The organism is Pseudomonas ekonensis, assembly GCF_019145435.1.
Lineage (GTDB): Bacteria > Pseudomonadota > Gammaproteobacteria > Pseudomonadales > Pseudomonadaceae > Aquipseudomonas > Aquipseudomonas ekonensis.
In genome coordinates this window covers 423,662-443,276 of record NZ_JAHSTS010000001.1, presented here as the reverse complement: position 1 = coordinate 443,276, position 19,615 = coordinate 423,662, and the positions used below count along the sequence as shown (strand labels likewise).

Annotated in this window: 16 protein-coding genes; 4 read left to right on the top strand and 12 right to left on the bottom strand. The window is 63.2% G+C overall.

Annotated elements, in window-relative coordinates; all coding sequences use genetic code 11:
* Positions 1–8: 8 nt before the first annotated feature.
* The 6 genes from KVG96_RS02165 to rplM all read right to left on the bottom strand — a co-directional run bounded on the left by KVG96_RS02165 (position 9) and on the right by rplM (position 4,464).
* A complete protein-coding gene (locus KVG96_RS02165; protein ID WP_085584824.1) occupies positions 9–626 on the bottom strand; it encodes a glutathione S-transferase N-terminal domain-containing protein in 618 nt (205 codons plus the stop codon).
* A 148-nt stretch (positions 627–774) separates the two neighbouring features.
* A complete protein-coding gene (locus tag KVG96_RS02160; RefSeq protein WP_085584822.1) occupies positions 775–1,557 on the bottom strand; it encodes a cytochrome c1 in 783 nt (260 codons plus the stop codon).
* Positions 1,557–2,768, bottom strand: a complete 1,212-nt coding sequence (locus KVG96_RS02155) for a cytochrome b (protein WP_085584820.1) — start codon at positions 2,766–2,768, stop codon at positions 1,557–1,559. Before KVG96_RS02155 ends, KVG96_RS02160 begins: the two co-directional genes overlap by 1 nt.
* Positions 2,768–3,361 carry a ubiquinol-cytochrome c reductase iron-sulfur subunit gene (petA, locus tag KVG96_RS02150; protein WP_085584818.1) on the bottom strand — a complete coding sequence of 198 codons (594 nt, stop codon included), beginning with the start codon at positions 3,359–3,361 and terminating at the stop codon, positions 2,768–2,770. The genes KVG96_RS02155 and petA overlap by 1 nt, the downstream gene beginning before the upstream one ends.
* 267 nt (positions 3,362–3,628) lie before the next feature.
* A complete protein-coding gene (rpsI, locus tag KVG96_RS02145) occupies positions 3,629–4,021 on the bottom strand; it encodes a 30S ribosomal protein S9 (RefSeq protein WP_085584816.1) in 393 nt (130 codons plus the stop codon).
* Positions 4,022–4,035: 14 nt separating this feature from the next.
* Positions 4,036–4,464: a 50S ribosomal protein L13 gene (rplM, locus tag KVG96_RS02140; protein ID WP_013789889.1), complete on the bottom strand. Its 429-nt coding sequence runs from the start codon at positions 4,462–4,464 to the stop codon at positions 4,036–4,038.
* Between the two features lie 244 nt (positions 4,465–4,708).
* On the opposite strand from rplM, the gene KVG96_RS02135 reads away from it, so the two are divergent.
* Entirely contained in the window at positions 4,709–5,749 is a 1,041-nt protein-coding gene (locus tag KVG96_RS02135; RefSeq protein ID WP_217890646.1) for an NADP(H)-dependent aldo-keto reductase, read from the top strand.
* 62 nt (positions 5,750–5,811) lie between these two features.
* Here the strand turns inward: KVG96_RS02135 and KVG96_RS02130 are convergent, their stop codons facing one another.
* Complete coding sequence (locus KVG96_RS02130) at positions 5,812–6,948, bottom strand: acyl-CoA dehydrogenase family protein (RefSeq protein ID WP_217890645.1); 1,137 nt, start codon at positions 6,946–6,948, stop codon at positions 5,812–5,814.
* A gap of 247 nt (positions 6,949–7,195) precedes the next feature.
* On the opposite strand from KVG96_RS02130, the gene KVG96_RS02125 reads away from it, so the two are divergent.
* Positions 7,196–8,092: a GlxA family transcriptional regulator gene (locus tag KVG96_RS02125; RefSeq protein ID WP_217892424.1), complete on the top strand. Its 897-nt coding sequence runs from the start codon at positions 7,196–7,198 to the stop codon at positions 8,090–8,092.
* 179 nt (positions 8,093–8,271) lie between these two features.
* Here KVG96_RS02125 and zapE read toward each other — a convergent pair whose 3' ends face one another.
* From zapE to KVG96_RS02110, 3 genes are all read right to left on the bottom strand, one after another.
* A complete protein-coding gene (gene zapE, locus KVG96_RS02120) occupies positions 8,272–9,366 on the bottom strand; it encodes a cell division protein ZapE (protein ID WP_085584808.1) in 1,095 nt (364 codons plus the stop codon).
* Between the two features lie 90 nt (positions 9,367–9,456).
* Positions 9,457–10,812, bottom strand: a complete 1,356-nt coding sequence (locus tag KVG96_RS02115; RefSeq protein ID WP_217890644.1) for a tryptophan--tRNA ligase — start codon at positions 10,810–10,812, stop codon at positions 9,457–9,459.
* A gap of 24 nt (positions 10,813–10,836) precedes the next feature.
* On the bottom strand, positions 10,837–11,466 hold the full coding sequence (locus tag KVG96_RS02110; protein ID WP_217892423.1) for an alpha/beta hydrolase: 630 nt from the start codon (positions 11,464–11,466) through the stop codon (positions 10,837–10,839).
* Positions 11,467–11,610: 144 nt separating this feature from the next.
* Here KVG96_RS02110 and KVG96_RS02105 point away from each other — a divergent pair, with 144 nt between their 5' ends.
* A complete protein-coding gene (locus KVG96_RS02105) occupies positions 11,611–12,045 on the top strand; it encodes a Z-ring associated ZapG family protein (protein WP_085584803.1) in 435 nt (144 codons plus the stop codon).
* A gap of 145 nt (positions 12,046–12,190) precedes the next feature.
* Here the strand turns inward: KVG96_RS02105 and KVG96_RS02100 are convergent, their stop codons facing one another.
* Positions 12,191–12,922 (bottom strand): YiaD family glycine zipper/OmpA-like lipoprotein, encoded by a 732-nt coding sequence (locus tag KVG96_RS02100; RefSeq protein WP_217890643.1) that lies wholly within the window; start codon positions 12,920–12,922, stop codon positions 12,191–12,193.
* A gap of 113 nt (positions 12,923–13,035) precedes the next feature.
* Complete coding sequence (locus KVG96_RS02095; protein WP_217890642.1) at positions 13,036–13,680, bottom strand: MBL fold metallo-hydrolase; 645 nt, start codon at positions 13,678–13,680, stop codon at positions 13,036–13,038.
* Positions 13,681–13,904: 224 nt separating this feature from the next.
* On the opposite strand from KVG96_RS02095, the gene KVG96_RS02090 reads away from it, so the two are divergent.
* A complete protein-coding gene (locus tag KVG96_RS02090; protein ID WP_217890641.1) occupies positions 13,905–19,604 on the top strand; it encodes a M10 family metallopeptidase C-terminal domain-containing protein in 5,700 nt (1,899 codons plus the stop codon).
* Positions 19,605–19,615: the final 11 nt, after the last annotated feature.

Genomic DNA, 19,615 nt, shown 5'->3' with positions numbered 1-19,615 from the left:
CTTAAGCCTTAGCGCATGTCGCGTTCGACGCCAGACAGACTCGCCTGGAAAGCCTCACGCGCAAACTGGCGCTCCATGTAATCAAGCAACGGCTTGGCCGGCCGCGGCAGTTCGATGCCCATGACCGGCAAACGCCAGAGTATGGGCAGTAGGCAGCAGTCCACCAGACTTTGTTCCTCACTGAGGAAAAACGGCTTGTCGGCGAACAGCGGCGACACGCCCGTCAGGCTTTCGCGCAGCTCCTTGCGCGCCACGACACGGGCCGCCTCCTTGGAGCGCGGATCCAGGATCAGATCCACCTGACCACACCAGTCGCGCTGGATGCGGTGCATCAGCAGACGACTGTTGGCACGCGCCACCGGATAGACCGGCATCAACGGCGGGTGCGGGTAACGCTCATCCAGGTACTCCATCACCACAGTCGACTCCCACAGCGCCAGGTCGCGGTCGACCAGGGTGGGCAGGCTGCCGTACGGGTTTACCTCAATCAGTTTAGGCGGCTGGCGGCCAGCCTCCACGTAAATGATTTCGGCGCTGACACCCTTCTCGGCAAGCACGATGCGCACTCGGTGGGAATAGTGGTCGGCGGGGTCGGAGTAACAGGCCAACCGATTGGTCACGCCCATGGCGATCCTCCTCGCTTGTTGAATTGATCGGAACCGGAAAAGCACGCGCGCCCAGAGGGCGCCTCCCGCAAAGCCTGGCCAACCAGACCTTGCGTCACCGGAGGCGCCCCTGGGCGCGCGCGATCGACAGCAATGGTTTGAAGCGTTATCAGTGCACGTCTTTCCAGTATTCACGCTTGAGCAGGTAGGCGAACACAAAGAAGAACGCCAGGTACAGCAAGACGTAGGTACCGATGCGCTGATGCTGCAGCTTGACCGGGTTAGCCGAGTAAGCCAGGAAGGTTACCAGATTCTTCACCTTCTCATCGAACTGCTCTTCGTTCAGCGTGCCGGTCTTCGGCACGATGGTCAGCTGGTCGCAGGCCTCGTGGGTCAGCGGCGTACCGGTCAACGGGTCGTATTGCTTCTTGCCGTCGTCGACGATCTGCACCTGTTTGCAACCCACGACCTGGCGACCTTGCAGGCCGACCAGCACGTTAGGCATGCCGACGTTCGGGAAAACCTTGTTGTTCACACCCCATGGGCGCGCCGGGTCTTCGTAGAACGACTTCAGGTAACCGTAGAGCCAGTCGGTGCCGCGAACCCGGGCCACCAGGGTCAGGTCCGGCGGCGCTGCGCCGAACCAGGTCTTGGCGTCGGCAGGCTGCATGCCGATGCTCATGTGGTCGCCGATCTTGGCGCCGGTGAACACCAGCTTCTCCAGCATCAGTTCGTGAGGGATGCCCAGGTCATCGGCCACACGCTCGTAACGCTGGAACTTGGCGCTGTGGCAACCCATGCAGTAGTTGGCGAAGGTGCGCGCGCCGTCCTGAAGGGCCGCTTTGTCGGAGACGTCGATATCGACCTTTTCCAGCTCGGGGCCACCGTGTTCGGCCGCGAAGGACAGCACAGGCAATGCAGCAAGAATCAGAGCAACAAATAACTTTTTCATCAGCCAGTCACCCTTTCCGGAACCGGTTTGGTCTTCTCGAGCCTGGTGTAGAACGGCATCAGAATGAAGTAGGCGAAATACAGGAAGGTGCAGACCTGCGACAGCAGCGTGCGGCCCGGCGTCGGCGCCAGAACCCCCAGGATGCCGAGGATCACGAAGGCGATGCAGAACACCACCAGCCAGATCTTGCTCAGCCAGCCTTTGTAGCGCATCGACTTGACCGGGCTACGGTCGAGCCACGGCAGGACGAACAGCACCGCGATGGCCGCGCCCATGGCGATGACGCCGAAGAGCTTGTCGGGAACCGCCCGCAGGATCGCGTAGAACGGCGTGAAGTACCAGACCGGGGCAATGTGCTCAGGGGTCTTGAACGGGTTTGCCTGCTCGAAGTTCGGTTTTTCGAGGAAGTAGCCGCCCATTTCCGGGAAGAAGAACACGATGAAGCAGAAGATGAACAGGAACACGACGACGCCGACGATGTCCTTCACGGTGTAGTACGGGTGGAAGGCGATGCCGTCCAGCGGTACGCCGTTCTCGTCCTTGTGCTTCTTGATGTCCACGCCGTCCGGGTTGTTCGAACCGACTTCGTGCAACGCCAGGATGTGCAGCACCACCAGACCGAGGATGACGATCGGCAGGGCCACCACGTGCAGGGCGAAGAAGCGGTTCAGGGTGATGCCGGAGATCAGGTAGTCACCGCGGATCCACTGGGTCAGGTCGTTGCCGATGACCGGAATCGCACCGAACAGCGAGATGATCACCTGGGCGCCCCAGTAGGACATCTGGCCCCATGGCAGCAGGTAGCCCATGAAGGCTTCGGCCATCAGCGCCAGGTAGATCAGCATGCCGAACACCCACACCAGCTCGCGCGGCTTCTGGTACGAACCGTAGAGCAGGCCACGGAACATGTGCAGATAGACCACGATGAAGAACGCCGAAGCGCCGGTGGAGTGGAGCAGGCGCAGGATCGAGCCGTACTCGACGTCGCGCATGATGTACTCGACGGAAGCGAACGCCTCTTCCGCCGACGGGGTGTAGCTCATGGTCAGCCAGACGCCGGTGACGATCTGGTTGACCAGGACGAGCAGCGCCAGGGAGCCGAAGAAGTAGAAGAAGTTGAAGTTTTTCGGAGCGTAATACTTGCTGAGATGGTCTTCCCACATTTTGGTGGCGGGGAAGCGCGCATCCACCCAATCCATGAACTTGCTCATCACGCGTTCTCCTTGTCGACGCCGATGACGATGACGTCGTCAGACTCATAGGAATGCGGGGGCACTGGCAGGTTCAAAGGCGCAGGTTGCGACTTGTAGACGCGGCCAGCCAGATCGTAGTGGGAACCGTGGCAAGGGCAGAAATAGCCGCCTACCCAGTCTTTGCCCAGATCTGCGGGCGCCACTTCGGGACGGAAGGTCGGGGAGCAACCCAGGTGCGTGCAGATACCGATCAGCAGCAGGATTTCCGGCTTGATCGACCGCACTTCCGGGTCGACATAAGTGGGTTGCGTGGAGTTTTTGGAGGTCGGATCGGAGAGCTGGCCCTCGATCTTCTTGAGATTCCCCAGGATTTCCTCGGTACGGCGGACAATGAACACCGGCTGGCCGCGCCACTCAGCAATCATCTGCTGGCCTGGCTCGATCTTGCTGACATTCACTTTCACCGGTGCACCGGCAGCTTTCGCCTTGGCACTGGGAAACCATGACCCCACGAACGGGACCGCAGCCCCCACCGCCCCTGCAGCACCCACCACAGATGTGGCTGCAACCAGGAAGCGACGCCGGCCTGCATTCACGCCGTCATTGCTCATTCAGTCCTCTCCCATCAGCTTTGTGGCCTGTTAAATCAGGCATCTACTAAATAAAACTATGTACTTATAAAAATTTTGCCGAATGGTAATGAAAACCCCCAATTCTGACAAGGTAATTACCCGGAGGGCTGGCCCTCAAGCCTTGTAGTATAGGGGGTCTACGGATGTGGCAAGTTGTCACAGCGCAATTCTTCAACAAATCGCAGGCATAAAAAAACGCCCGGTTCCATGAGGAAGCGGGCGTTCTTTTTGAACGTGGAAGCGGAATTAACGCTTCGAGTACTGCGGACGCTTACGCGCTTTACGCAGACCGACTTTCTTACGTTCAACTTCACGGGCGTCACGAGTGACGTAACCGGCTTTACGCAGGGCGCTGCGCAGAGACTCGTCGTAGTCCATCAGGGCGCGGGTGATGCCGTGGCGGATTGCGCCGGCTTGACCACTCACACCACCGCCGATCACGGTGACGTACACGTCGAACTTCTCGACGGTTTCGGTCAGCTCCAGCGGCTGACGAACTACCATGCGGGCAGTTTCGCGGCCGAAGAAGGTGTCCAGCGAACGGTTGTTGATGGAGATGTTACCAGTGCCCGGACGCAGAAAAACGCGTGCGGTTGCGGTCTTGCGACGGCCAGTGCCGTAGTTTTGAGTCGCCGACATAATGAACTATTCCGTTAAATCTTCAGTTCTTGGGGCTGCTGAGCAGTATGAGGGTGAGCAGCGCCCGCATAGACTTTCAGCTTACGGTACATGTCGCGACCCAGCGGGTTCTTAGGCAGCATGCCTTTTACCGCGGTCTCGATCACGCGCTCAGGGGCCTTGGCGATCAGCTTTTCAAAGTTGATCGACTTGATGCCGCCCGGGAAACCGGAGTGGGAGTAGTACATTTTGTCGCTGGTTTTGGCGCCGGTCACACGAACCTGCTCGGCGTTGATCACGACGATGTAGTCGCCGGTGTCAACGTGAGGAGTGTACTCAGGCTTGTGCTTGCCACGCAGGCGGCTCGCGATTTCGGTGGCCAGACGACCCAGGGTCTGACCAGCAGCGTCGACGACAAACCAGTCGCGCTTTACTGTTTCCGGTTTAGCAGTAAAAGTTTTCATTCTTTATAGCCTCAGGGGCCGCCCGTAAATAAGACGGCGGATCTTACTGAATAGTGCGTACTTTGACAAGTCAAAGGCAGCCGGATACAGACGCTTTCGGGGGCTCGGGTCGGCGCGTCCGTTCAACGGCAAGATTCTTCGGCGGCGGCGCATCACTTCCACTGCAGAAAGAGGTCGGCAATTATCCAGATTGCGAAAAAAAATTCAACCTGCTTTTATGGATCCTTTGCCCGAGGAGCACCCGATGGACTATCGCCAGCTAGGCCGCACCGACCTGAACGTGAGCGCAATCTGCCTCGGCACCATGACCTGGGGCGAGCAGAACACCGAAGCCGAGGCCTTCGCTCAGATCGAGCGGGCCAAGGGCGCGGGGATCAATTTCATCGACACCGCCGAGATGTACCCGGTGCCGCCCAAGGCCGACACCTATGCCACCACCGAGCGCTACATCGGCAATTACTTCAAGACTCGCGGCGACCGCGCCGACTGGATCCTGGCGAGCAAGATCGCCGGCCCCGGCAACACCATCGACTACATCCGCGACAAGAACCTGCGCCACAACCGCCGGCACATCACCGAGGCGGTGAACGCCAGCCTCGAACGCCTACAGACCGACTACATCGACCTCTACCAGCTGCACTGGCCGGAGCGCAGCACCAACTTCTTCGGCCAGCTCGGCTACAAGCACAAGACCGAAGCCAACCTCACGCCGCTGGAAGACACCCTGGAGGCGCTCGACGAACAGGTGCGCGCCGGCAAGATCCGCCACATCGGCCTGTCCAACGAAACGCCGTGGGGCACCATGCGCTTCCTGGCCCTGGCCGAAGCCCGGGGCTGGCCCCGCGCCGTGTCGATCCAGAACCCCTACAACCTGCTCAACCGCAGCTTCGAGGTGGGCCTGGCGGAAATCGCCATCCGCGAACAGTGCGGCCTGCTGGCCTATTCGCCGCTGGCGTTCGGTTTCCTGTCGGGCAAGTACGAAGGCGGCGCCCGCCCGCCGAAGGGCCGCCTGAGCCTCTACAGCCGCTTCAGCCGCTACTTCAACCCGCAATCGGAAGCGGCCTGCAGCCGTTACGTGGCCCTCGCCCGCGAGCACGGGCTGGATCCGGCGCAGATGGCCCTGGCCTTCGTGAACCGGCAGCCGTTCGTCACCAGCAACATCATCGGCGCCACGACGCTGGAGCAACTGGACAGCAACATCGCCAGCTTCGACCTGCAGCTGTCCGACGAAGTGCTGGAAGGGATCGAGGCGATCCACAAGGACCATCCGAACCCGGCGCCTTGATCATCCGGCAGGCTGGCTCCCGCAGGGAACCGGCCTGCCGGCGAACAGGCATCTGTCGCTCATCAAAGCGAGCGCGCAATGATCTCCTTCATGATCTCGTTGGTGCCGGCATAGATCCGTTGCACCCGCGCGTCCGCCCAGGCCCGGGCCACCGGGTACTCCCACATGAAGCCGTAGCCGCCATGCAGTTGCACGCACTCGTCGAGCACCTTGCATTGCAGGTCCGTGCCCCAGTACTTGGCCATCGCCGCCGTCGGCACGTCGAGCTTGCCCTGCAGGTGCAGCTCCAGGCAGCGGTCGACGAACACCCGGCCGATCTGGATCTCGGTGGCCATCTCGGCCAGCTTGAAGCGGGTGTTCTGGAAGTCGGCGATCGACTTGCCGAACGCCTTGCGGTCGCGGGTGTAGTCCAGCGTCCATTGCAGCGCCGCCTCGGCCGACGCCAGCCCGCCGATGGCCACCGTCAGGCGCTCCTGCGGCAACTCCTGCATCAGGTAGGCGAACCCGGCGCCCGCCTGCCCCAACAGGTTTTCCTTGGGCACACGCACATCCTGGAAGAACAGCTCGGAGGTGTCCTGGGCCTTCATGCCGACCTTCTCCAGGCGCTTGCCCTTGTCGAAGCCCGGCGTGCCGGCCTCCACCAGAAACAGGCTGGTGCCCTTGGCCCCGGCCTTCGGGTCGGTCTTGGCGACGACGATCACCAGATCCGCGAGATAGCCGTTGGTGATGAAGGTTTTCGAGCCGTTGATCACGTACTCGTCGCCGTCCAGCACCGCGGTGGTCTTGACCCCTTGCAGGTCGGAGCCCGCCCCCGGCTCGGTCATGGCGATGGCGCTGACCATCTCGCCGGTGACCAGCTTCGGCAGGTATTTGTGCTTCAGCGCCTCACTGCCGTAATGCAGGATGTAGGGCGCGACGATGTCCGAATGCAGCGAAAAGCCGATGCCGGTCAGCCCCAGCCGGCCGACCTCTTCGATCACCACCGCGCTGTAGAGGAAGTCCGCCCCCAGCCCGCCGTACGCCTCCGGCAGGTGCGAGCACAGCATCCCCGCCTCCCCCGCCTTGTTCCACAGATTGCGGTCGATGTAGCCTTGCTTCTCCCACTGTCCATGGAACGGCACGGCCTCTTTCTGGAGGAACGTACGCACGCTGTCGCGGAACAGTTCGTGCTCGGGACTGAACAGGGTTCTGGGGATCATGCGGCACCTTTTTCTTTATTGTTGAAAGGATCGAACCTTCAGAGACTAAGCCCCGCTCCCGATACAGGACACTGGACACATCCGACAAAAAATAAGACGATCCAGCCGTCTGATGACCACTTTCCCTTATAAAAACAAAAGTTGAATTATGTCTAAGCAAGTCTCCACGCCCTTGCGGCGCGTCAGCATCCTGGCGATCGACCGGGTATTCGCCTCCACCCTCATGCAAGCCAAGGATTTCTTCCATCTGGCCAGCCTGCGCTACGGCAAACAACTGGGCCACGGCCTGACCCCGGCGTTCGAAACCCGCCTGGTCAGCCCCGACGGCAAACCGGTGAACAGCTTCAGCGACGTGGTCATGCCGGTGGACGGCGGCCTGGAGAACACCGACGTCATCATCCTCCCGGCGTTCTGGGACGACTTCGAGACCCTGTGCAAACGCTACCCGCAGGTGCTGCCGTGGCTGCGCGAGCAGCACGCCCGCGGCGCCGTGCTCTGCGGCGAGGCGACCGGGGTGTTCTGGCTGGCGGAGGCCGGCCTGCTCAACGGCAAGGAAGCGACCACCTACTGGCGTTTCTTCAACGCGTTCGCCGAGCGGTTCCCGCAGGTCTACCTCAACCAGGACAAGCACCTGACCGACGCCGACAACCTCTACTGCGCCGGCGGCACCACCTCGGCCTGCGACCTCTACATCTACCTGATCGAGCGCTTCTGCGGCGCCAACGTCGCCCAGGCCGTGGCCCGGGACATCCTCTACGAAGTGCAGCGCAGCTACTCGCCGGGGCGCATCGGCTTCGGCGGCCAGAAGCTGCACCAGGACGTGATCATCCTGCAGATCCAGCACTGGCTCGAAGAGCATTTCGCCGACAAGTTCCGCTTCGAGGACGTGGCCCGCGAGCACGGCATGAGCATCCGCAACTTCATGCGCCGCTTCCAGACCGCCACCGGCGACAAGCCCCTGCATTACCTGCAACGGCTGCGCATCGAAACCGCCAAGGGGCTGCTGTCCGGTAGCCGCAAGAGCATCAAGACCATCAGCTACGAAGTCGGCTACGACGACGCGAGCTTCTTCGCAAGGCTGTTCCGCCAGCACACCGAGCTGTCGCCGAACCAGTACCGGCAGCAGTTCCAGCAGGCGGCCTGACCTCGCAGGTCAGCACAACATGTGCGGGAGCGGGCTTGCCCGCGAAGAGGGAGTGTCAGCGAGAGACCCTCGGCTGACACGACGCCTTCGCGGGCAAGCCCGCTCCCACAGCGTTCACGGTGACTTCGAATACAAAAAAGGGCCTGCAACTGCAGGCCCTTTTCATGTTCCGGATCGCGTTACGGCTTGTGCGCCCGCGCGAGGAATTCGTGCGACTGCATCTCCAGCAGACGGCTCAGCGTACGCTGGAACTCGAACGTCAGGCGCCCGCCGGTGTACAGATCCTTCAGCTCCACCTCGGCGGAGATGATCAGCTTGACGTTGCGGTCGTAGAACTCGTCGACCATGTTGATGAAGCGACGGGCGATGTCGTCAGTGGTGACGCTCATCTGCTCCACGCCGCTGAGCAGCACGGCATGGAAGATCTTGCCCAGCTCGATGTAGTCGTTCTGGCTGCGCGGGCCGTCGCACAGTTCGCGGAAGTCGAACCAGGCCACGTCGTCGCAGGTGCGCAGCGCACGGATTTCGCGGTTTTCGATGATCAGCACATCGTTTTCCACGGCGGCGGTGCATTCCGGGGTCAGCGCACGGAAGCTCTTGCGCAGGCTTTCGTGGGCGGCCTCGTCCAGCGGGTAGTGGAACAGCTCCGCCTGTTCGAGGTGACGCAGGCGGTAGTCGACGCCGCTGTCGACGTTGACGATCTCGGTGTTCTGCTTGATCAGCGCGATGGCCGGCAGGAAGCGCGCGCGCTGCAGGCCGTCCTTGTACAGGCCGTCCGGCACGATGTTCGAGGTGGCGACCAGGGACACGCCGTTCTTGAACAGCTCTTCCATCAGGGTGCCGAGGATCATGGCATCGGTGATGTCGGAAACGAAGAACTCATCGAAGCAGATCACCCGCGATTCGGCGGCGAAGCGCTTGGCGATGATGGTCAGCGGGTTCTTCTCGCCGCCCAGGGTCTTCATCTCTTCGTGCACGCGCTTCATGAAGCGGTGGAAGTGAGTCCGCGTCTTTTCCTTGAACGGCAGCGCCTCGAAGAAGGTGTCCACCAGGTAGGTCTTGCCGCGGCCCACGCCGCCCCAGAAGTACAGCCCCTTGACCGGCGCCTGATCCTTCTTGCCGAACAGTTTGCCCAGCAGGCCCGGCTTGTTCTGCTCGGCGGCAATCAGATCGTCGTACAGCCGCTGCAAATGACGCACGGCGGTTTCCTGGGCGGCATCATGGAAAAAGTCCGGGCGTTTCAGATCAGCTTGATATCGTTCTAGGGGCGTCATAATTCGTTAGCAAGGCAACAAAAACGGGCCGACACTGTAGCGACGGCCCCGGGGAATGGCAATCGGCCCTCGGTCGGGCCGAGCCGTCGTTTATTCCTGAACCGGCGTCAGCGCGATCCGCAGCGCTTCGACCGCCGCATCCCGCGCAGCGGTGTCGGCGAACGCCGGGCTGTCGCCGACGCACTCGCCTTCCAGCCACACGCTGAACGCCAGGCCTTCGCTGCGCACATCCAGCGCCTGGCCCGATTGCAGTTGCTTGGTCACCTGGCCCGCCGCCTTGCCGTCGGCGAAGTTGCGCGACAACAGCAGTTGCTCACCGTCCGCCGCCAACAGGCGGAAGCGGAAGCTGCCGTCGTCCTCGCGGAAACTGACGAACCGCGCGGCTTTCGCGGCCTTCTTCTTGGTGGTCGCGGCCGCTTGCGCCTGATTGACGAACGAACGCAGGCCGACGGCCTCGCGCAGTTCGTTGAGGAACGGCGTGGCCACCGCACGGGCCTTTTTCGCGCCGTGCTGCAGGATGTCCTCCAGGTCCGCCGGACGCTCGATCAACTGGTGATAGCGCTCGCGGGACTCGCCCAACTGGCCGTCGAGCAACTGGAACAGACGGCTCTTCGCCTCGCCCCAGCCCAGCCCCTGCAGCAGGTCGCTGCGGAACTCGTCGACCTGCGCCGGGGTGGCGAACGCCTGGAACAGGGTGAACAGGTGCGAGTTGTCCGGATCCTTCGCCTCGCCCGGCGCCCGGGAGTCGGTGACGATCCGCGAGATCGCGTCCTTCATGTCCTTGGCGCTGGAGAACAGCGGAATGGTGTTGTCGTAGCTCTTGGACATCTTGCGCCCGTCGAGGCCCGGAAGCGTGGCGACGCTTTCCTCGATCTGCGCCTCGGGCAGGGTGAAGAACTCCTTGCCCTGGCCGAACAGGTGGTTGAAGCGCTGGCCGATGTCGCGGGCCATCTCGACGTGCTGGATCTGGTCGCGGCCGACCGGCACCTTGTGCGCGTTGAACATCAGGATGTCGGCGGCCATCAGCACCGGATAGCTGTACAGCCCCATGGTGACGCCGGCGTCCGGGTCTTCGCCGGCTTCGACGTTCTTGTCCACCGAGGCCTTGTAGGCGTGGGCGCGGTTGAGCAGGCCCTTGGCGGCGACGCAGGTCAGCAGCCAGGTCAGCTCGGGGATTTCCGGGATGTCGGACTGGCGATAGAACGTCACGCGGTCCACATCCAGGCCGCCGGCCAGCCAGGTCGCGGCGATCTCCAGGCGCGAGCGCTGGATGCGCAGCGGGTCGTCGCACTTGATCAGGGCGTGATAGTCGGCCAGGAAGTAGAACGAATCGGCGTTCGTGTCACGGCTGGCGACGATCGCCGGGCGGATGGCGCCGGCATAGTTGCCCAGGTGCGGCGTGCCGGTGGTGGTGATGCCGGTGAGGATGCGGGTACGGTTCGTCATGGGTAATCGCTTGTCAGACTGCAATCAATTCGAGAGACGCGGCAGGATCAGATCCTTGAGATCGGTCAGCTTGCCATGAAAAAAGTGTCCGCATTCTGCCACTTTCAGCAGCTCATGGGGGCGCTGGAGTTTGCCGGACCATTCGTAAACCAGTTGCGGATCGATCACTTCGTCGGTTTCCGGCTGGATCACGCTCAGTTCGCCCTGTTGCGGCAGCAGATCCTGCTCGCCCAGGCGCATCACCGCCGGCGCGACCATGAACAGGTGCTTGAGCGTTACGCCCCGGGCCTCAAGGCGCCCGCCGAGGCTGGCCGCCACGAACCCGCCGAAGGAAAAGCCGAACAGCGTCAGCGGCAACTGCGGGTGCTTGTCCCGCAGCCAGGCGGCAGCGGCCCAGGCGTCGTCGACCTCACCGCTGCCCATATCGTGGCTGCCTTCGCTGGCGCCGACGCCACGGTAGTTGAAGCGCAGGGTGATCAGGCCGGCGTCGCGCGCGGTGCGCTGCAGGGTCGAGACGACCTTGTTGAGCATCGTGCCGCCCTGCACCGGGTTCGGGTGGCAGATCAGCGCGATGCCGCGCGGCTGTTCGTTGTCCAGGTACAGGGCCTCGAGTTGGCCGACAGGGCCGGCAATCGCTACAGGGGTTTCACGCATCAGCAAGGAAGGAACTCCGTGACCTCGGATCGGGTCGACTCGTCTAGCAAATTGTCTGTGCCGATCTATTGCGAGTGAATCGCGGTATACAGCGCAGGTTCGAGCCGTTAACGTAAAGCAAAGCCGTTTATAGAGGAAGGACTCGTGGAACACTCGCTCTTAGTTTGGTTGTTGCCGACTCTTGCCCTGGTTGTGGGTGTAGCCATCGGTTTCCTGATCGCTCGCGTTGCGCCGAACGCCGCGCCGAGCCGCACGCAGCGTCAGCTGGATGACATCCAGGAACGTTTCGACAGTTATCAGAACGAAGTGGTGACCCACTTCAACAGCACCGCGAACCTGGTCAAGAAGCTGACCCAAAGCTACCAGGAAGTGCAGGATCACCTGGCCGAAGGCGCCAACCGCCTGGCCCTGGACGAACAGACCCGCCAACGCCTGCTGGCTTCGCTGCACGCCGAGGCGAGCCAGGCGCCACGGGAACGCCTGACCCCGCCACGGGACCAGGAGCCGCCGCGGGACTACGCGCCGAAGGCGCCGAACTCGCCGGGCATGCTCGACGAGCATTACGGCCTGAAGAAGTAAGCGGCCCTCGCGCCAAGCGAAAAAAGCCCCCGGACATGTGAATGTCCGGGGGCTTTTTTGTGTCTGGAGTCTTCGGTGCCGGTCATGGCCACACAAAAAAATGCCCGATCACCAGGATCGGGCATGTGTTCATCCAGCCATCAGGTCACGGATACTGCTGGACCGTGCCCGGCTGCTGCTGACCGCCGTACTGCTGGCCCGGGATCGCCTTGAGGTTGACCTCGACCCGGCGGTTCTGCGCCCGGCCGTTGACGTCGCCGTTGCTGGCGATCGGGTTGTCCGGGCCGGCGCCCCGGGCCGACAGGTTGGCGCCGCTGACGCCTTGCGACGTCAGGTAGGTCGCCACGCTCTGCGCACGACGCTGGGACAGGTCCATGTTGTGCTGGCGGCTGCCGGTGCTGTCGGTGTAGCCGACGATCTCGATCTGGTTCTGGTTGAACTCTTTGAGGGAGCTGGCCAGGTTGTTCAGCGGCTGATAGAAGCTGGAGGCGATGTTCGCCGAATCGGTGGCGAAGGTGATGTTGCCCGGCATGATCAGCTTGATCTGATCGCCCTGGCGCTGCACCTCGACGCCGGTGTTGGCCATGCTGGCGCGCAGTTTCTTCTCTTGCTGGTCGGCGTAGTAGCCATAACCGGCCGCCGAGGCGCCGACCACGGCGGCGCCGATCAGGGCACCCTTGCCGCGGTTGTTGTGGTCGATCGCCGCACCGGCGATCGCACCGGCCAGGGCGCCGAGGCCGCCGTACTTGGCGGTCTTGCTCATGCCCTGGGAGCCGCCGTCGGCCTGGCCCTGGTTGTCGTACGGGTTGGGCGAGGCGCAGCCGGACAAAACGGCCACGGCGGTGGCGACAATGATCAAACGACGGGTGGTGAACATGGAGTGCTCCTACATTTGCATTCTGTTGTGCAGCGGCCATTGGCAAAAGACCCGTGCGGGCGTTGGATCATGGCAATGGGCAAAAATTCCGCCGTGCACTCATGACAAAATGTTTAGGCGCGCACGAACGGGTTTTCACGCATCTCGTCGCCCAGCCGGGTGTCCGGGCCATGTCCCGCCACCACGGTGGCGTCTTCGTCCAGGGTGTACAGCCGCTGCTTGATCGATCGCACGATGGTCGCCTGATCGCCGCCCCACAAGTCCGTGCGTCCCACTCCGCGACGGAACAGCGTGTCGCCGGCAATCAACAGCTTAGCCTCGGAAAACCAGAAGCTCATGGAACCTGGCGTATGCCCCGGCGTGTGCAGCGCGACGCCGCAGCCGCAGGCCAACTCTTCGTCATCCTGGAGCCAGCGGTCCGGCGACGGCACCGGGGTGTACGGCACGCCGAACATCTGGCATTGCATCTCCAGGTTGTCCCACAGGAACTGGTCGTCCTTGTGCAGGTGCAGGGTGGCGCCGGTCTTCTCCTTCATCTGGCCGGACGCCAGGAAGTGATCGAGGTGCGCATGGGTGTGGATGATGCTGACCACCTTCAGCCCCAGGGCGTCGAGGCGCGCCATGATCAGGTCGGGATTGCCGCCCGGATCGACGACGATGGCCTTCTTCGTGACCGGGTCGCCGATGATCGTGCAATTGCATTGCAGCGGACCGACAGGAAAGGTTTCGCGGATGAGTTCGGGCTTGATGGCGGTCATGGGAAGTCCTGTGTGTTCGTGGGCCTGCCGGGCGCGACGCACGGTCGGCAATGGCGCTCAGGATTCTACGCCACCGGCCGATAGAGAACCTCCGGTCAGATTTTTGGCGCCATGAATAAAAAAATAGTGGCCAATTGATGCCAGTCACCCGGTTTCTAATGCAAAATCGCACCTTGTAGCGGCCACATTTCCAGGAAGGGCCGCAGCCTACTCAGGAAATTCGCATGCCCCGCCCTACTGGTTACACCGATGCTACGTTCGCCTCGCTGACTGGCGTCAAACCCGTCGACAGTCTCATTTCCGGCTACAAATGGGAAAGCACCAAGTGGTGGTCGCCAACGGCCGTAACCAGTCTGACGTACAGCTTCATTGTGCCGGGCACTTCCGTCTTCGCCCCCAACTACAGCCCCGACAACGAGCCCAAGGCCGCCTATGCGCTGACCGACGCGCAAAAGACGGCGGTGACCGCAGCGCTGGGCGCCTGGTCCGCCGTGGCCAACATCACGTTCCAATTGACGGGCGAATCGTCGACAAGCGTGGGCGACCTGCGCTTCGGCGGCTACACGCTGCTGGACGCCGGATCCGCCGCATGGGCCTACACGCCGTACGAAACCCCCAACGCCGGCGACGTCTGGATCGGCCCGAACACCAATGAACCGTCGCCGGTCAAAGGCACCTACGATTTCATGACGTTCGTCCATGAGATCGGCCATGCGATCGGGCTCAAGCATTCGTTCGCCCCGTCGGTGTACAACAGCATCACGCTTGATCCGCAGCTCGATGACGCGGGCTTCACGATCATGAGCTACAACAACAACTATTCCTATCTGCCGACCACCCCCATGGTGCTCGACATTCTGGCGATCCAGAGCCTGTACGGCGCCAACACCCAATGGGCGACCGGCAACAACGTCTACTCCTGGGCACCGACGCAGTCCGTGTTCGAGACCATCTGGGACGCCGGCGGCATCGACACGATCGATGCCAGCAACCAATTGGCGGCCGTCAGCATCAACCTCAACGAAGGCCAGTACAGCAAGATCGGCAAGGCTTTCACCGATCAGGCGGGCAACACCTTCAACCAAGGGCTGGCCATTGCCTTCGGCGCGAAGATCGAAAACGCCACAGGCTCGGCGTTTAACGACACCCTGACCGGCAATGCCCTGGACAACACCCTCGACGGCGGCGCCGGCGCGGACATCATGGAAGGCGGCGCCGGCAACGACAGCTACGTCGTCGACAACGTCGGCGACGTGGTCATCGAGCAGGGCCCGTCGGCCACCGACGTCGACTCGGTGTACTCCTTCATCGACTACACCTTGGGCGCCAACCTCGAGAACCTCAACCTGGTCGGCAGCGCCCTCAACGCCACCGGCAACTCGCTGAACAACATCCTCCGGGGCACCGACGGCAACAACGTGCTGGACGGCGGCGCCGGCGCCGACCTGATGATCGGCGGCCTGGGCAACGACACCTACATCGTCGACAACGTCGGCGACGTGGTCAGCGAGACCAGCACCCTGGCCAGCGAGATCGACACCGTCCGCGCATCCGTAAGCTATGCCCTCAGCGCCAACGTGGAAAACCTCACCATGACCGGCGCCGGCAACATCTACGGCATCGGCAACGAGCTGAACAACGTCATCATCGGCAACGACGGCGACAACCAACTGGTCGGCGGCGCGGGCCTGGACACCCTGATCGGCGGCAAGGGCAACGACGCCTACGGCATCGACCAGGTCGGCGAGCTCGCCCTTGTCCAGGAACTGGCCAACGAAGGCACCGACCGCCTGGAGATCTCGTTCAACGCGACCGCCCAGAGCACCATCGACCTGAACCAGAGCAACCTGCAGAACTTCGAAGACGTCGCCATCATCGGCGCCGGCGACTTCTCCCTCTTCGGCAACGCCCAGAACAACACCCTGATCGGCAACGCTGGCAACAACACCCTCAACGGCGGCGCCGGCGCGGACACCCTGATCGGCGGCGCCGGCAGCGACAGCTACGTCATCGACAACGTCGGCGACGTGATCATCGAGCAGGGCCCGTCGGCCACCGACGTCGACTCGGTGTACTCCTACATCGACTACACCCTGGGCGCCAACCTCGAGAACCTCAACCTGGTCGGCGGCGCCCTCAACGCCACCGGCAACGCCCTGAACAACGTCCTGCGGGGCAACGACAACGACAACCGCCTGATCGGCGGCGCCGGCCTGGACATCATGATCGGCGGCAAGGGCAACGACACCTACGGCCTCGACCAGGCCGGCGAGCTCGCCCTCGTCCAGGAACTGGCCAACGAAGGCACCGACCGCCTGGAGATCTCGTACAGCGCGACCGCCCAGAGCAGCACCGTCGACCTGGGCCTGGCCAACCTGCAGAACGTCGAGGACGTCACCCTTCTCGGCGCCGGCGACTTCACCGTCTACGGCAACGCCCTGAGCAACACCCTGATCGGCAACGCCGGCAACAACACCCTCAACGGCGGCGCCGGCGCGGACACCCTGATCGGCGGCGCCGGCAGCGACAGCTACGTCATCGACAACGTCGGCGACGTGATCATCGAGCAGGGCCCGTCGGCCAGCGACGTCGATTCGGTGTACTCCTACATCGACTACACCCTGGGCGCCAACCTCGAGAACCTCAACCTGGTCGGCAGCGCCCTCAACGCCACCGGCAACTCGCTGAACAACACCCTCAGGGGCACCGACGGCAACAACGTGCTGGACGGCGGCGCCGGCGCCGACGTCATGATCGGCGGCCTGGGCGACGACACCTACATCGTCGACAACGTCGGCGACGTGGTCATCGAGACCAGCCGCCTGTACGGCGAAGTCGACACCGTCCGCGCCTCCGTGAACTACACCCTCAGCGCCAACGTCGAGAACCTCACCCTGACCGGCACCGGCAACATCTACGGCATCGGCAACGACCAGGACAACGTCATCATCGGCAACGACGGCGACAACCAACTGGTCGGCGGCGCCGGCGTGGACACCCTGATCGGCGGCAAGGGCAACGACGCCTACGGCATCGACCGCGAACGCGAGCTGGACCTGGTTCAAGAGCTGGCCAACGAAGGCACCGATATGCTGGTCATCGAGTACAACGCAAACGCCACCTTCGGCAGCACCGTCGACCTGAACCGCAGCAGCCTGCAGAACATCGAGAATGTCGCATTGACCGGGGCGGGTGTCTTCACCGTCTACGGCAACGCCCTGAACAACACCCTGATCGGCAACAGCGACGACAACACCCTCAACGGCGGCGCCGGCGCGGACATCATGGAAGGCGGCGCCGGCAACGACAGCTATGTCGTCGACAACGTCGGCGACGTGGTCATCGAGCAGGGCCCTTCGGCCAGCGACGTCGACTCGGTGTACTCCTACATCGACTACACCCTGGGCGCCAACCTGGAGAACCTCAACCTGGTCGGCAGCGCCCTCAACGCCACCGGCAACTCGCTGAACAACATCCTCAGGGGCACCGGCGGCAACAACGTGCTGGACGGCGGCGCCGGCGCCGACCTGATGATCGGCGGCCTGGGCAACGACATTTACATCGTCGACAACGTCGGCGACGTGGTCAGCGAGACCAGCACCCTGTCCAGCGAGATCGACACCGTCCGCGCCTCCGTGAACTACACCCTCAGCGCCAACGTCGAAAACCTCACCCTGACCGGCACCGGCAACATCTACGGCATCGGCAACGAGCTGAACAACGTCATCATCGGCAACGACGGCGACAACCAGCTGGTCGGCGGCGCGGGTGTGGACACCCTGATCGGCGGCAAGGGCAACGACGCCTACGGCATCGACCGGACCGAAGAGCTCGCCCTCGTCCAGGAACTGGCCAACGAAGGCACCGATCTGCTGGTCATCGAGTTCAACGCGACCGTCCAGAGCGCCATCGACCTGGGACTGGCCAACCTGCAGAACGTCGAGGGCGTCACCCTCGCCGGCGCCGGCGACTTCTCCGTCTTCGGCAACGCCCTGAACAACACCCTGACCGGCAACAGCGGCAACAACACCCTCAACGGCGGCGCCGGCGCGGACACCTTGATCGGCGGCGCCGGCAGCGACAGCTACGTCATCGACAACGTCGGCGACGTGATCATCGAGCAGGGCCCGTCGGCCACCGACGTCGATTCGGTGTACTCCTACATCGACTACACCTTGGGCGCCAACCTGGAGAACCTCAACCTGGTCGGCGGCGCCCTCAACGCCACCGGCAACGCCCTGAACAACGTCCTGCGGGGCAACGACAACGACAACCGCCTGATCGGCGGCGCCGGCCTGGACACCATGATCGGCGGCAAGGGCAACGACACCTACGGCCTCGACCAGGCCGGCGAGCTAGCCCTCGTCCAGGAACTGGCCAACGAAGGCACCGACCGCCTGGAAATCTCGTACAGCGCGACCGCCCAGAGCAGCACCGTCGACCTGGGCCTGGCCAACCTGCAGAACGTCGAGGACGTCACCCTCCTCGGCGCCGGCGACTTCACCGTCTACGGCAACGCCCTGAGCAACACCCTGATCGGCAACGCCGGCAACAACACCCTCAACGGCGGCGCCGGCGCGGACACCCTGATCGGCGGCGCCGGCAGCGACAGCTACGTCATCGACAACGTAGGCGACGTGATCATCGAGCAGGGCCCGTCGGCCAGCGACGTCGATTCGGTGTACTCCTACATCGACTACACCCTGGGCGCCAACCTCGAGAACCTCAACCTGGTCGGCAGCGCCCTCAACGCCACCGGCAACTCGCTGAACAACACCCTCCGGGGCACCGACGGCAACAACGTGCTGGACGGCGGCGCCGGCGCCGACCTGATGATCGGCGGCCTGGGCAACGACACCTACATCGTCGACAACGTCGGCGACGTGGTCAGCGAGACCAGCACCCTGGCCAGCGAGATCGACACCGTCCGCGCCTCCGTGAACTACGCCCTCAGCGCCAACGTGGAAAACCTCACCCTGACCGGCGCCGGCAACATCTACGGCATCGGCAACGAGCTGAACAACGTCATCATCGGCAACGACGGCGACAACCAGCTGGTCGGCGGCGCCGGCGTGGACACCCTGATCGGCGGCAAGGGCAACGACGCCTACGGCATCGACCAGGCCGGCGAACTCGCCCTTGTCCAGGAACTGGCCAACGAAGGCACCGACCGCCTGGAGATCTCGTTCAACGCGACCGCCCAGGGCACCATCGACCTGGGACTGGCCAACCTGCAGAACGTCGAAGACGTCGCCCTCGTCGGAGCCGGCGACTTCACCGTCTACGGCAACGCCCTGAACAACACCCTGATCGGCAACGCCGGCAACAACACCCTCAACGGCGGCGCCGGCGCGGACACCCTGATCGGCGGCGCCGGCAGCGACAGCTACGTCATCGACAACGTCGGCGACGTGATCATCGAGCAGGGCCCTTCGGCCAGCGACGTCGATTCGGTGTACTCCTACATCGACTACACCCTGGGCGCCAACCTCGAGAACCTCAACCTGGTCGGCAGCGCCACCAGCGGCACCGGCAACTCGCTGAACAACGTCCTGCGGGGCAACGCCGGCAACAACGTGCTGGACGGCGGTGCAGGTGCGGACACCCTGTTCGGCGATGCCGGGGCGGACACGTTCGTGTTCCGTGCCGTCAATGAAATGGGGATCGGCGCCAACCGCGACGTGATCACCGACTTCAGCAGCCTGCAAGGCGACAAGATCGACCTGACCCACTTCGATGCCAACCTGCTGCAGAACGGCATGAACGGCTTCACGTTCATCGGCGCCAACGCCTTCACCGGCGCCGGCCAGCTGCGCTTCGTCGATCACGTGCTCTCAGGCAACGTCAGCGGCAACGCCGGCGCCGACTTCGAGATCATGCTGGTCGGCGTCAACAGCTTCAGTGCCAACGATCTGGTGTCCTGATCGCCCGGCAG